Origin of the sequence: Sediminibacillus albus, from assembly GCF_900101125.1 — a bacterium.
GTDB lineage: Bacteria > Bacillota > Bacilli > Bacillales > Amphibacillaceae > Sediminibacillus > Sediminibacillus albus.
This window is the reverse complement of sequence record NZ_FNFL01000010.1, coordinates 1-12,934: the sequence shown is the minus strand read 5'-3', so window position 1 is coordinate 12,934 and position 12,934 is coordinate 1. Positions and strand designations below refer to the sequence as shown.

Genomic DNA, 12,934 nt, shown 5'->3' with positions numbered 1-12,934 from the left:
TAGCTGAAGAAAAACTCAGCTCTTACCGAGTTTTTTACTACACGCCCTGCTTTTTTATGTATTAAAAAAAAGAGAGCCAGACAAGTACCGGCTCTCTCATTATGAACGTTGCTGCATCCTATTTAAACTCAAAAATAGTGACATTACAATACAAACAAACCGAATAACTGTCAATCTTTCTTACCCTTTAACAGCTCACTCTTTAATTTGGAAGAATTTTAAGGCGTTATTTGTTGTAGCTTCACTAACTTCCTCGAACGAAATATCTCTCAACTCTGCTATTTTTTCTGCGACTAGTTTGACAAAAGCTGGTTCATTACGCTTTCCTCTGTTAGGGTGGGGAGCTAAAAAAGGACAGTCAGTCTCTATTAATAACCGGTTTAAGGGAACAAGTTTAGCTATCTCTTTTGGATCTTTTGCATTCTTAAACGTAACCGGACCGCCTAAAGATATATAAAAATTCATATCCAGGCACTCCTGTACATACTCAGCCGAGTCGTTGTAACAGTGCATGATACCCCCTACTTCTCCTGCGCCTTCTGCTTTCAGGATTTCAATGATATCTTCTGTAGCTTCTCTGTTATGGATGACGATCGGAAGTTGTACCCTTTTGGCCAGCTGGATTTGTTTGCGGAGCACTTCCTTTTGGATTTCTTTTGGCGATTTGTCCCAATGATAATCCAACCCCATTTCACCGATAGCAACTACTTTTGGGTGGGAAGCAAGCTCTTCAATCCACTCCAAGTCCTTCTCTTCCATATCTATTGCATCAACTGGATGCCAGCCTACAGCAGCATAGATATTCGTATGAGCCTCTGCCAACTCGAGCGCTTTGGGAATTGTTTGCCTGTCAAACCCTACCACTACCATATATTCTACTCCTGCCTCTTTGGCCCTTTGCATTACTTCCTGTCTGTCTTCGTCGAATTGTGTAATATTCAAATGGACGTGCGTATCAAAAAGCATAATTAGTCAACCTCCCAGCATATCAGTTTTACCACTGTCTATTTTTTTAATAGAAAAACGCCTATCCTTCATACATGATAAGCGTTTTTTCTGTATTATTAAAAGATTCAGCCTTTACTTTACTTTTGATCCATTCGGAAGTGAGTCGGCTACTGTAGCCAGAGAAAGCTTTCCGGATTCATCTTCCCCTGACAAGATCATTCCCTGCGACAGCTCACCTCTTAGTTTTACTGGTTTTAAATTGGTAACACAAATTACCTTCCTGCCAATTAATTCTTCTGCCTGGTAATGTTCAGCAATACCAGAAACCACTTGTCTGCGCTCATTGCCTAAATCAATCTGCAGCTTTAACAGCTTATCAGCTTTTTTCATTTTTTCCGCACGTACTACCTCTGCCACCCGCAGGTCCAACTTCATGAAATCATCAAACGTTATTTCTTCTTTCGCTTCCTCCTGCTTTGACTCTTGCTTTTCGGGTTCAGGCTTTTTCATCATTTCTTTAATTACTTGGACCTCTTTTTCAGCGTCCAGACGAGGAAAAATAGGGTCTTTCTTATGAACCTTGGTACCAGCGGCTATTAACCCTTCTTGATGGAGGCTTTCCCATTCTTTCAAAGCTTCTTCCTCCACCCCAAGTTGTTCAAAAATGCTGTAAGGCGTTTCAGTCAAGAATGGCCTTAATAGTACAGCTGCTTTTCGCAAAGCCTCTGCTAAATGAGCCATTACATTTCCAAGCCTCTCCTTATGAGCTTCCTCTTTTGCCAGCACCCACGGCTGGGTTTCATCGATATATTTATTCGTTCTGCTGATATATTGCCAAATCGTTGATAATGCTACAGAAAACTCCATTTTTTCCATTGATTCTTCTACTTTTGCAACTGTTTCCTCGGCCAATTTTTCCAATTGAACATCGAATGTTTCTTCTCCGGCTTTATAGTCAGGAATGACTCCATTAAAGTACTTATCTATCATAGCCACCGTTCTGTTTAGCAGGTTGCCTAAATCATTAGCCAAGTCATAATTGGTCCTCTCCACAAATCCTTCCGGCGTAAATACCCCGTCAGATCCAAATGGCACCTCTCTCAGCAAATAATAACGAAGAGCATCCAAGCCATAACGGTCTGTCAATTGAATAGGGTCTACCACATTTCCTTTTGATTTAGACATCTTGCCATCCTTCATTAATATCCAGCCATGGGCGAATACCTTTTTCGGAAGCGGTAAATCAAGAGCCATCAACATGATTGGCCAATAAATTGTATGGAAGCGGACAATTTCTTTACTCATCAAATGGACGTCTGCAGGCCAGTATTTTTGATAGCGCTCATCATTATCACTGCCGTACCCTAAAGCTGTAATATAATTGGAAAGAGCATCTATCCATACGTAAATTACATGTTTAGGATCGCCGGGTACTTTAACCCCCCAATCAAACGTAGTCCTGGAAACAGCCAAGTCTTCCAAACCGGGCTTAATAAAATTATTGATCATTTCATTCTTACGGCTGGCAGGCTGAATAAAATCAGGGTTTTGTTCGTAATATTCGAGAAGCCTGTCCACGTACTTACTCATTTTAAAGAAATAAGATTCTTCTTTAACTTTCTCTACTGGTCCGCCACAATCTGGGCAGTGACCATTATCTAATTGTCTCTCTGTAAAAAAAGACTCACAGGAAGTACAGTACCAGCCTTCATATTCATCTAAGTAGATATCACCCTGCTCTAGCAGCTGGGCAAAAATCTTTTCAACTGTTTGCTTATGGCGTTCTTCCGTTGTACGAATAAAATCGACGTAAGAAATGTCTAATCGTTTCCATAAATCTTTAATTCCGCTGACAATTTCGTCAACATACTTCTGCGGTGTTACACCCTTTTCATCTGCCTTCTTCTGGATTTTCTGCCCATGTTCATCTGTACCGGTTAAATACATGACATCATATCCACGCAGGCGTTTATACCTGGCCATCGCATCGCCGGCTACGGTTGTATAAGCATGGCCGATGTGTAAATTTCCACTAGGGTAATAAATGGGCGTAGTAATATAAAAAGTCTTCTTTTCCCTTGTCATCACGGAAACCTCCTCTTAACAGCTAACTAAATTATTTCACTAGTATCTTCACGAAGAAAGGAACAGCCTTGTCCTCCGAGATTACCAGGATTCATTCTTTAAATAAATTCAATATGATTACATTGTAGCTATTTTACAGTATTTTTTCCATTATAAACAATAGCGGCAACTATATATCCCAATTGTGAGAGGGAATATTGTGCTTCTGTACCCTGGCACCCGTTGATAGTGATAGAAAACATTCTTACCAAAATAATTATTTGTCGAACAAACCGCCACAAATTGTCGAAATGTGTCGAATTATATGAAGATACATTTATTTCGCTAGTGCCATATTTTGTTATTTAACAGAGGCTAAATACCTGTACTCTGACCACCTGAAAGGGGATAAGTTGAGTATTTAGGCAAAATAGTCATTTTCTTGAAAAAATTAATTGACACTTATGTAAAACACTGGTACGCTATTGCTAAATAGATGTCGAATTCTGACGAAATTAATTGATTGAGGGGAGAAAATTTTATGAAATCTACTGGAATAGTCCGTAAGGTGGATGAGTTAGGCCGGGTTGTAATCCCTATCGAGCTTCGCCGTACGCTAGGTATTAATGAAAAAGACGCGTTAGAGATTTATGTGGACGATGACCGAATTATCCTGAAAAAATATAAGCCTAATATGACTTGTCACATCACTGGTGAAATTTCAGATAATAACTTGTCATTGGCAAATGGTAAGCTTGTACTTAGCCATGAAGGTGCACAAGAACTGCTGAATGAAATTCAATCACGTTTAGACAAATAATTATTCCCGGCCTCTAACTAAGTGTAGAGGCCTTTTTTTCTTCCATTCAATATCCAGCCACTTCAGCCTTGTCCAGTTTCAATCATTTTCTTTTATATGGTACGCCTGGTAGACGTCCCGTTTGGGCACCTGTCTATCTACAGCTGTTTTTTTGATTGCTTCCTTGCTGTTCAAGCCACCGCTTATGTAATATCGCACATGGTCATCAACTGTAAAACTCTCCCACCACTTGTCCTCTTCGAGAGCTTGTCCTGTTCCGCCTTCCACTACAATACAAAATTCTCCCTTTATCTGATGGGCTTCTGTCCAGTCCAGTACTTCTTTTGTTGTGCCGCGGATATACTCTTCATAACGCTTGGTCAGCTCTCTTGCCAATGTTACTCTTTTATCACCTAACTGAGTTAGTATGGATTGCAACGTATCTTTTAAACGATGAGGAGATTCATAAAAAAGCAATGAGGCTCTTACACTTTTCAAGGAATGCAGCTCTTCTTCTCTGTCTTTTTTCTTTCTGGGCAGAAATCCATAGAAATAAAACTCTTTTGGTGAAATACCAGAACCTACCAAAGCACATAACGCAGCATTTGCCCCAGGAAGAACAACTACCGGAAGGCTTTCTGCAATGACAGCGTCAACTATTTCATAGCCGGGATCGGATATCGCTGGCATGCCCGCATCACTTACTAATGCAATGTCTTTCCCTTCGTGAAGAATATTTAAAAGCTTTGTTTCCCTCATTTGTTTATTATGCTCATGATAACTAACCATTGGTTTTTCAATCGAGAAGTGATTCATCAGCTTTTTAGTATTTCGGGTGTCTTCTGCTGCAATGTAATCAACAGTTTTTAATGTATTTAATGCCCGTAAAGTGATGTCTTCCAGATTGCCAATAGGCGTAGGAACGATGTATAATGTTCCCCCATCGAACGAACCCTGGAAACTGCTTTGCAAGTTCATCACTCATCATGCCCTTCTGTATAAGATTTAATCAACCGCTTTTTTTGTATTTTTGGAAGCTTTTTTATTCGGTATTCCTGTTGTAGTGCTTCCTGCTTTGTTGCAAAAGATCTGTAGTAAACCAACTGAAAAGGGCCTCTGCCCCTCGTGTATTTTGCACCTTTACCGCTTTCGTGCCTGGAAATCCTCTTTTCCAAGTCATTTGTATAACCTGTATATAAACTGCCATCTTTGCATTTCAATATATAGACATAATAGTTATTTTTCTTTTCCATACAATATTTCCTCAAGCTCTTTTGTGTAATTGTCTTGTTCATCGAAGGCATAAAGAGGGGGAAGAATTTTCAAATCCGGTTTTCCATCCCTGATTCCTTCAATCAACAAAATATTAGCTTCTTTATTTGCTTTAGGATAAACTAACCGCATTTTTTTAGGTTCGATTTTATACTTTCTGAACAAAGCAAGCAAGTCAACTAGACGGCCCGGTCGGTGCACCATTGCGACTTTTCCTCCTGGACGGACGAGCCTGCTGCACGACTTTACTACATCCTCTAGCGTACAATAGATTTCATGTCTGGCTATAGTCAGATATTCATTGATATTCTGCTCCTTTTTCTGGGGCGTTGTAAAGTATGGCGGATTACAGGTAACTAAATCGAATCCTCCATTTCCAAGCATCTCATGCATTTCCTTCAGATCCCCGTGGACCATATCTATTTGCTCTGACAGGCCATTAAGCTCCACATTTCTTACTGCCATATCATAAAGCCGCTCTTGTATCTCCACTCCCGTAATATGAGCATATGACCGCCTGCTGATCAATAAAGGAATGACTCCATTCCCCGTACAGAGGTCGAGAATCCTGCCCTTCTTTATTGGTACATAGGTGAAGTCAGCCAGAAGGACTGCATCCAGAGAAAAAGCGAATACCTCCGGGCTCTGAATGATCCTCATTTTTTCTTCGGCTAGTAAATAATCAAGCCGTTCTCCTTTTTGCAGTTCAACATCTTTCACTTTTCCAAATCCTTTCATGTAAAAAGAAAGACTGAACCAAAAGAAAATCATCTTCTTTGGATCAGTCCTTACAAAATGTTGGTTTTCGATATTCGTCCGCTCTGTTTGCTTCATAAGTAAGTTGGAACATAACTTATTTGCTCTTATTAAGAAACAATAAGCAAAACAAGCAATCTTCATCCTGGCGAGGACTGCCAAAATGGACATTACAAATATGAAAACCTTCCTCATATAATCGTGCCAAGTTATCGTAACCTTCTCCTACTGCTACCTCTTGGCTGTCATCGCTGCCAGACTTTTCTTTTGTTTGATGATTGTTACTGCTTTCCAAGCGGTTACGGAGGTGATGATTCTCGACGGTAAGCCTGTGGTTTTCTTCCAGCAGCTCACCGAGGTGGTTTTTTAAATCACCTAACTGCTGATAAAGCTGGCCGATTTTTTCTTCCATATCTGTCACTTGTTCAAACACTTCTTTTTTATTCACGCGACCTTCCACCCCATCATTCCGTGGCTTGCGTAGTAATAACTCCTTCATTGATAAGCTCATCTATTGTATATTCAATAACCCGTTCTTTTTCAGGGATTTCAATTTGGACTAACCGTTCAAGAATATTTAACCCGACAACTTTTCCTGAACCATAGTCTGTGTTAATTTCTTCTCCCAGGTCAGGCAATATTTTCTTAGCTGTTTCATAATCGTCATTTTCGTATTTCAAACAACACATTAACCTTCCACATAAACCAGAAATCTTGGCAGGATTTAATGAAAGGTTCTGATCTTTGGCCATTTTGATTGAAACTGGTTCAAAATCTCCAAGGAAGGTGGAACAGCACAACATTCTTCCGCACGGCCCTACACCACCGAGGAGTTTTGCTTCATCCCGTACTCCTATTTGTCTCAATTCAATGCGGGTTTTAAAAACAGACGCCAAATCTTTCACTAAATTTCTAAAATCCACACGTCCATCTGCTGTAAAATAGAATATCACTTTATTCCGGTCAAATGTGTACTCTACCTCTACTAAATTCATATCCAGTTTATGTTCTTTGATCTTTTGCTCACAAACCCGATGAGCTTCACGAGAACTCTCCTGGTTTTCTACGACTGTCAATTTATCCTTATCAGTCGCCAAGCGAATAACTTTCTTTAAAGGGAGAACAACGTCTTCTTCATCAACCTTTTTGTTAGGTATTACTACTTTCCCGAATTCAACCCCGCGGACCGTTTCCACAATCACATAATCATCATTGGAAATGGAATATTCCCCCGGATCGAAATAATATATTTTACCCGCTTTTTTAAAGCGGACGCCAATTACTTCTATCATTTCTTTCACCTCTTTATATGAAGTGTCAGCTGCTCCATTACTAAAGCAGGATGCACATTTTGTTCTAATTTTCGCTTTGCCTCCAATATATTGCGCAATGCATCTGCAGCCTGTTGTTTAGACCAATGCATGGAGGACTGTGTCAGCTTGTCTTGTTCGTTTACGAAAATAATGGCATCGTCGTTGTCTACATGGCTGTACACTATATCTTTAAACCATAATATCAATAAATCCAAACCTCTTTGCAGCTGCTGTCTCTCTTTAAAGTGTGGCAGCCAAAGGTTATTTAGGAATAACATCGCTTCTTCTGGTTTAGTTTGGAGTACTTCTATTAATTGTACCACTAATTTTCTAGCATTAGCAAACCAGTCATCACCACTGATTTCCAGGGCTTCGGAAATATTATTAGTAATCGCAGACATCAGTCTTGCATTAGATAGGGACAGGCCCTCCTCCTGAAGCTGCTTTTCTAAGTTAGATGCATTTAATGGCTTTAATGCCATAATTTGGCACCTGGAACGGATCGTTTGTAAAATGGATTGACTGTTTGATGTAAGTAGCATAGCGGTTGTCTGCTTACTTGGTTCTTCTAAAAATTTCAGCAGTCGATTGGAAGCATTGGCTGTCATTTTTTCGGCGTCTTCTATAATATAAACTTTTTGATTCGATTCTAAGCCTGTATATGTGAACTCCTTTTGCAAATGGAGAATTTGATCTTTTTTAATGGATTGCCCGTCAGGAATTACCCAATGGACATCGGGATGGTTCCCTGATTCAATCCGCTGGCATTCTTTGCAATGCTGGCAAGGCTCTTGACCGTCTTGATGCTGGCAAAATATACTTTTAGCCATTATCATACTGATTGCTTTTTTTCCTGTTCCTCTGTTTCCTTGAAACAAGTATGCATGGGAAACTCTTTGCTTAGCAAGGCTGTTTGTCAACATTTTGGCAGCCAGCGGTTGTATGGAAGCTATTTCTGACCATGTTTTCATATAATTCCATCCTTATAATGAACTTCCTTTTAAAACTTAGGTGTACAAATTCACCAATAATCCCTTGATCTCACCGATTACACCTAAGATGTTTATCGGTTTTTTCTCTTGCTCGATTACCGCTTCGGTCAATTCGACTAACTTTTGGTCAATTTCCTCTACCGTTGTTAACTTGCGGTTATTCCCATCCATATTCCAACTGTGAGAATGCTTTAGTTCCATTCCATATTGGACAGCTTCTTGAACAAAATTCTTAACCATCCGCTTATATTTGGCGAGATCCCGAAAAGAGCGGACGCGTCCTAACCTTTCTCCCTGCACAGTCAAATCTTTCATTAACTTTTGCAGTTCTGTTTCTTTAAGCTTTTGGCTTTGGGACTCGACAACATTCCCAAAGCTTTGCCCTCCCTTGACAGTCTGGGAGACGTTCTTAGGGGAAGCATCCAACTGTGAGCGTATATCTTGTGTGATTTTCATTCCTTTTTCCCCTTTTATTTAAAATTGAAAGAAAGATTCCACTGGAAGAACAAAAACGGTAGCTCCGCCTACTTCGACTTCTATCGGACGGGGGATATAAGAATCTGCATTTCCTCCCATTGGTGAAATAGGTGCCACCATTTGTTCCCTCTGGCTGCAGTTGTCACGAATGATATCAAGTGCCTCGTCGACGTGTTGGTCATCGCACCCTATCATTAGAGTTGTGTTTCCTTCTTTTAAGAAACCGCCGGTGGAAGATAACTTTGTTGTCTTATAGTTCCCCTCACCCAAAGCATCCGTAACACGATTCGTATCCTTATCCTGGACAACTGCTATAATCAGCTTCATTACTCTTCTCTCCTTTATTTTTAATATTCGCCAATTAGCGCGGGCTTTCTTTATAAAAAATAATATTCCTGTTTAATGCAAAAAAGAAACAATTTTTTCATATGCGGCATTTGCCACCATATCGATTGGTTGGTCTGCATTAATCGAATGAATGCGGCCCGGGAATTTATCTAATAGCAATTGGTAAGCCTCATAAACCTTTTCGTGGAATTTTACATTCTCTAAATCCAGGCGGTTTTTTTCCCTCTGTTTATTGGCAGCTATCCGCTTTAGACCTGTTTCTGGTTGAATGTCGAAAAATAAGGTTAAATCTGGCATACACTTGCTTATTGCAAATTTATTGATTTGAAAAACCTCTTCCATGCCAAGACCTCTAGCATAACCCTGATATGCAAGACTGCTATCAATAAAACGATCACATAAAACGATTTTTCCCTCTTGGAGCGCCGGAAGCACTTTTTCGACTAAGTGCTGGCGCCGGGCGGCTGCATAAAGTAAAGCTTCTGTCTTTCCATCCATTTCTGTATGGGAAGGATCCAAAATTATCTGTCTTATATTCTCGGCAATTTCTATTCCGCCTGGTTCCCTGGTAGCAACTACCTCATGCCCGTTTTCCAGTAACCGTTGCTCGACAGCCTTCAATACAGAAGTCTTACCGGCCCCCTCACCGCCTTCGAAGGTAATAAAATATCCTCGCACAATCATTCTCCTTTAGAGTTACTATCTATATAAAACAAATAATGCCTTGTTCAACTTGTTGATTTTGAAAATTTGTCCCTTGCTTTAGTAAGTATTTTATCACCTTTATATGGTTTCCTGTTATTCTCTCTCCCTTAAGGATGAGCGGTATACCCGGTGGATAGGGAACGACAGACTGAGCAGCTATGTTTCCTTCTGCGAGCTGCCAACTAAGAAATTGTTTGTTTCTCTTTTTCATTTGCTGATAAGTTATTTCCAATGACTGAACAGGCTTTTGATTTATCCGTACACTCCCTATTGTACCATGGTTGGGAAGGAATTTTAATTGCCCAGATATCTTTTTCATTGCTTCTTTAAACATTCTCCATTCCTGAAAAGGAGCCAGACCATGGATAAAGAGTACTTGATCATGAGTATATAGTTCTGGATAAATATTCTGTGCTTCAAATAATTTAGCCACATCACGGCCTGAACATCCGTTTGGAACCTCCAAGGTAACTTTCAAGGGATCGTCTATCCCTTGCTCCGGTTCAAGTATTTTCCAGGACATTTCCTTCGCTAATTCTTCCCTTAGGCTGTTAGCGCTATTTATTATTTCATCCACTAACCTTGCAGGCATATTCGCCAGGTAATGCCGGGCTAAATCAAGGCTTGCCATCAATGGGTATGAAGGGCTGCTAGACTGCATCATTTGCAAGTAATAAGCAACATCCTCCCTGTCTATAATCTTTGATTTGATATGAAGAAAAGAAGACATGGTCAACGCCGGGGCCATTTTATGAGCAGATTGGACAACGATATCTGCCCCTAACTCAAGTGCTGATAACGGGAAATATTTTGATAATGAAAAATGGACGCCATGAGCCTCGTCTACTAGTACTGCGATGTCTTTTTGGTGAGCAAAATCGATGATCTCTTTTAAAGCAAAGGTTCTGCCAAAATAATCAGGATAGGTAAGTACAATGGCACAAATAGTCGGATGTTCACTGACTGCCTCTTTGACAGTCTTTAAAGAAGGAGCGTGATAACGGTTCACATTGCTATCGTATTCCGGAGCAACAAAAACGGGCTCCACTCCACCAAGTTCCAATCCATTTAGTATTGATTTATGGGAATTACGCTGTACTAGCATTTTACTCCCATGTGAAGCAGCCGCTAATATCATTGCCAAATTCCCTGCTGTACTCCCTCCTACCAAGAAAAAAGTGGATTCTGCCGAAAACAAATCTGCAGCTAATCGTTGGGCCCTGCTAATCACGCCCTCAGCGGCATGGAGATCATCTAAGCCTGTTAGTTCGGTAACATCCATATTCAATAGGGATTCATAGTATCCCTTTCCCGACTCAGGGAAAATTCGGCCATTTTTATGGCCTGGAACATGAAAGGAAATTGGCTTGCTGCCAGAAAAATTTTTTAAAGCATTAAACAACGGAGTTTGACTTTGGTTATATTTCATTGATTACATCCTTTAATTTAGTAAGCTGGTTCATTAGCAGAATAAGGAGACTATTTGACTTTCTGCTCCTCTTTCTTACATTGTAAACCAAATCGCTATCCTGCCAAGAGATAAATCGAGATAATGAAAATAAAAGGGTCATACCCTTTATACAGTAAAAAAAGCTAGCCTGACTAGAAAAGGAAATTTTAATCGTATGTTAAAACCCTTATCATCCGGGCAGATGACAAGGGCTCTGAAAATCTATGAATATAGGGTTGTTTGTTTCATGTTTTTTAATTTATCGAGATAATGCTGGTACTCTGCTTCACATGGTTCTGTGTGGATCATTTTCTGTTCGCAGTCACAACAAATAAATAAAGTGTACAAATGGATTCCTTTTGGCTTCTCGCGATTACAAATTCCGCACATTTCACTTTTATAATTGTTCTCCAATTTCTCCACCTCCGTTAGCTTAGTCTTTCCTAATCTAACGAAACTATACAATAAACTTAAAAAATACTTATATTGCAGTCTATGAAAAAAGTAACGAAAGTTGTTTGTACAGCAGTAAAAATTTTTAATTACAAAGTAGGATGGTTTTTATTACCAATCAGATATATAATAATCAAAAGTTTGTTCTTTAATTTGGAGGTGGCAACATGGCCGTCGATTTTCATTCCAAAGAAACCCGGCTCTCGTACACTAACCGAGACGTTGATCCTCTTTGGGAAAACATCCTTCTGTCCCGCGTCAATATTGAAGGAAGTACCATATTAGACTTGGGCTGTGGCGGTGGAATATACACAAAAGCTTTGGCCCAGATGGGCGCGAAAAGAATTATAGGATTAGATTATTCAAAAGAAATGCTGCGCACTGCCCGAAAGTACTGTAAAAATGAATTAAATACGGAATTCATTTGGGGTGACGCCGCTAATACCGAGTTGAAAAATGAACAGTTTGACCTAATACTAAATCGGGCAGTCATCCATCACCTTACTGACCTTCCACTCCTGTTTAAAGAAATCCACCGCTTACTAAAGCCAGGCGGAATAGCTTTCATTCAAGATCGGACACTGGAAGATTGCTTATTGCCTGGGAATAAAAATCATATTCGCGGATATTTTTTTGAGGCTTTTCCCAATTTAATTACTTTTGAGCGAGAAAGACGACCTTTGGCAACAGAGGTTGAAAAGTTTCTACATAACTCAGGCTTCTCTCATATCAATACCCTCACATTTTGGGAAACCCGTAAGCATTATAATTCCTTCCGTTGTTTAGAACAGGACATCAAAGCACGGACAGGAAGATCAATCCTTCATGAGTTGAGTGATAAAGAGTTAAATATATTAGTTAATTATATTAAAAGACAGTTGAATTCCGGTAATGAAAGCATTCATGAAAAGGATAGATGGACCATCTGGACAACTTACAAAAATTACACAAGCTAGCAACTTCCGTTATTTTTATAATCCTAGTAAAAAACACCCTTCAAGAGAATCAACTCTTAAAGGGTGTTTTGTTTTTGCCTGGCGGCGTCCTACTCTCGCAGGGGCAAAGCCCCAACTACCATGGGCGCTGAAGAGCTTAACTGCTGTGTTCGGCATGGGAACAGGTGTGGCCTCTTCGCTATTGCCACCAGACCTACGGGACTTAGGTCGTTCTGTGTCGTTCATAGGAAGTGAACGGTTTTAACAGAACTTCCTAAATGGTAAATCAAAAGTTTGCACCTTCAAAACTAGATAAGAAGGAAAGACATCAACGAACACGATTTATTGCTTGTTTTAAGTTAAGTCCTCGATCGATTAGTATCCGTCAGCTGCACGTGTCACCACGCTTCCACCTCGGACCT

General features: G+C 40.0%; 15 protein-coding genes and 1 rRNA gene. 2 read left to right on the top strand and 14 right to left on the bottom strand.

Features of this window, described 5'->3' with window-relative positions:
* Positions 1–195: 195 nt before the first annotated feature.
* Complete coding sequence (locus BLR93_RS17385) at positions 196–966, bottom strand: TatD family hydrolase (RefSeq protein ID WP_093217415.1); 771 nt, start codon at positions 964–966, stop codon at positions 196–198.
* A gap of 114 nt (positions 967–1,080) precedes the next feature.
* Positions 1,081–3,033 (bottom strand): methionine--tRNA ligase, encoded by a 1,953-nt coding sequence (metG, locus tag BLR93_RS17380; RefSeq protein WP_093217413.1) that lies wholly within the window; start codon positions 3,031–3,033, stop codon positions 1,081–1,083.
* Positions 3,034–3,553: 520 nt separating this feature from the next.
* Here metG and BLR93_RS17375 point away from each other — a divergent pair.
* A complete protein-coding gene (locus BLR93_RS17375) occupies positions 3,554–3,832 on the top strand; it encodes a transition state genes transcriptional regulator AbrB (protein WP_093217410.1) in 279 nt (92 codons plus the stop codon).
* 78 nt (positions 3,833–3,910) lie between these two features.
* On the opposite strand, the gene rsmI is transcribed toward BLR93_RS17375, so the two are convergent.
* From rsmI to BLR93_RS17320, 11 genes are all read right to left on the bottom strand, one after another.
* Positions 3,911–4,789 (bottom strand): 16S rRNA (cytidine(1402)-2'-O)-methyltransferase, encoded by an 879-nt coding sequence (gene rsmI / locus BLR93_RS17370; RefSeq protein WP_093217408.1) that lies wholly within the window; start codon positions 4,787–4,789, stop codon positions 3,911–3,913.
* Positions 4,789–5,064, bottom strand: coding sequence for a GIY-YIG nuclease family protein (locus BLR93_RS17365; protein ID WP_093217405.1), 276 nt, complete (start codon positions 5,062–5,064; stop codon positions 4,789–4,791). Before BLR93_RS17365 ends, rsmI begins: the two co-directional genes overlap by 1 nt.
* Positions 5,048–5,743 carry a tRNA1(Val) (adenine(37)-N6)-methyltransferase gene (locus tag BLR93_RS17360; RefSeq protein ID WP_245690193.1) on the bottom strand — a complete coding sequence of 232 codons (696 nt, stop codon included), beginning with the start codon at positions 5,741–5,743 and terminating at the stop codon, positions 5,048–5,050. The genes BLR93_RS17365 and BLR93_RS17360 overlap by 17 nt, the downstream gene beginning before the upstream one ends.
* 193 nt (positions 5,744–5,936) lie before the next feature.
* Positions 5,937–6,287, bottom strand: a complete 351-nt coding sequence (yabA, locus tag BLR93_RS17355; protein ID WP_093217402.1) for a DNA replication initiation control protein YabA — start codon at positions 6,285–6,287, stop codon at positions 5,937–5,939.
* 16 nt (positions 6,288–6,303) lie between these two features.
* Positions 6,304–7,131 (bottom strand): PSP1 domain-containing protein, encoded by an 828-nt coding sequence (locus BLR93_RS17350; RefSeq protein WP_093217400.1) that lies wholly within the window; start codon positions 7,129–7,131, stop codon positions 6,304–6,306.
* A 5-nt stretch (positions 7,132–7,136) separates the two neighbouring features.
* Positions 7,137–8,123, bottom strand: coding sequence for a DNA polymerase III subunit delta' (gene holB / locus BLR93_RS17345; protein ID WP_093217397.1), 987 nt, complete (start codon positions 8,121–8,123; stop codon positions 7,137–7,139).
* Positions 8,124–8,159: 36 nt separating this feature from the next.
* Complete coding sequence (locus BLR93_RS17340) at positions 8,160–8,600, bottom strand: YaaR family protein (protein WP_093217395.1); 441 nt, start codon at positions 8,598–8,600, stop codon at positions 8,160–8,162.
* Positions 8,601–8,618: 18 nt separating this feature from the next.
* A complete protein-coding gene (locus BLR93_RS17335) occupies positions 8,619–8,948 on the bottom strand; it encodes a cyclic-di-AMP receptor (RefSeq protein ID WP_093217392.1) in 330 nt (109 codons plus the stop codon).
* A gap of 72 nt (positions 8,949–9,020) precedes the next feature.
* Complete coding sequence (tmk, locus tag BLR93_RS17330; protein ID WP_093217389.1) at positions 9,021–9,647, bottom strand: dTMP kinase; 627 nt, start codon at positions 9,645–9,647, stop codon at positions 9,021–9,023.
* A gap of 25 nt (positions 9,648–9,672) precedes the next feature.
* On the bottom strand, positions 9,673–11,103 hold the full coding sequence (locus BLR93_RS17325; RefSeq protein WP_093217387.1) for an aminotransferase class I/II-fold pyridoxal phosphate-dependent enzyme: 1,431 nt from the start codon (positions 11,101–11,103) through the stop codon (positions 9,673–9,675).
* Between the two features lie 243 nt (positions 11,104–11,346).
* Positions 11,347–11,514 (bottom strand): sigma factor G inhibitor Gin, encoded by a 168-nt coding sequence (locus tag BLR93_RS17320; protein WP_093217532.1) that lies wholly within the window; start codon positions 11,512–11,514, stop codon positions 11,347–11,349.
* 230 nt (positions 11,515–11,744) lie between these two features.
* On the opposite strand from BLR93_RS17320, the gene BLR93_RS17315 reads away from it, so the two are divergent.
* On the top strand, positions 11,745–12,533 hold the full coding sequence (locus BLR93_RS17315; RefSeq protein WP_093217385.1) for a class I SAM-dependent methyltransferase: 789 nt from the start codon (positions 11,745–11,747) through the stop codon (positions 12,531–12,533).
* 76 nt (positions 12,534–12,609) lie between these two features.
* Here the strand turns inward: BLR93_RS17315 and rrf are convergent.
* Positions 12,610–12,725 (bottom strand): 5S ribosomal RNA (gene rrf, locus BLR93_RS17310).
* Positions 12,726–12,934: the final 209 nt, after the last annotated feature.

What these genes read in the sequence shown, in the direction of transcription:
- holB (WP_093217397.1), bottom strand. Translation starts at nt 8,123, where the DNA reads ATGAAAACATGGTCAGAAATAGCTTCCATACAACCGCTGGCTGCCAAA.
- BLR93_RS17325 (WP_093217387.1), bottom strand. Translation starts at nt 11,103, where the DNA reads ATGAAATATAACCAAAGTCAAACTCCGTTGTTTAATGCTTTAAAAAAT.
- BLR93_RS17365 (WP_093217405.1), bottom strand. Translation starts at nt 5,064, where the DNA reads ATGGAAAAGAAAAATAACTATTATGTCTATATATTGAAATGCAAAGAT.
- rsmI (WP_093217408.1), bottom strand. Translation starts at nt 4,789, where the DNA reads ATGAACTTGCAAAGCAGTTTCCAGGGTTCGTTCGATGGGGGAACATTA.
- metG (WP_093217413.1), bottom strand. Translation starts at nt 3,033, where the DNA reads ATGACAAGGGAAAAGAAGACTTTTTATATTACTACGCCCATTTATTAC.
- BLR93_RS17350 (WP_093217400.1), bottom strand. Translation starts at nt 7,131, where the DNA reads ATGATAGAAGTAATTGGCGTCCGCTTTAAAAAAGCGGGTAAAATATAT.
- BLR93_RS17335 (WP_093217392.1), bottom strand. Translation starts at nt 8,948, where the DNA reads ATGAAGCTGATTATAGCAGTTGTCCAGGATAAGGATACGAATCGTGTT.
- BLR93_RS17340 (WP_093217395.1), bottom strand. Translation starts at nt 8,600, where the DNA reads ATGAAAATCACACAAGATATACGCTCACAGTTGGATGCTTCCCCTAAG.
- BLR93_RS17360 (WP_245690193.1), bottom strand. Translation starts at nt 5,743, where the DNA reads ATGAGGATCATTCAGAGCCCGGAGGTATTCGCTTTTTCTCTGGATGCA.
- BLR93_RS17385 (WP_093217415.1), bottom strand. Translation starts at nt 966, where the DNA reads ATGCTTTTTGATACGCACGTCCATTTGAATATTACACAATTCGACGAA.
- BLR93_RS17375 (WP_093217410.1), top strand. Translation starts at nt 3,554, where the DNA reads ATGAAATCTACTGGAATAGTCCGTAAGGTGGATGAGTTAGGCCGGGTT.
- BLR93_RS17320 (WP_093217532.1), bottom strand. Translation starts at nt 11,514, where the DNA reads ATGTGCGGAATTTGTAATCGCGAGAAGCCAAAAGGAATCCATTTGTAC.
- BLR93_RS17315 (WP_093217385.1), top strand. Translation starts at nt 11,745, where the DNA reads ATGGCCGTCGATTTTCATTCCAAAGAAACCCGGCTCTCGTACACTAAC.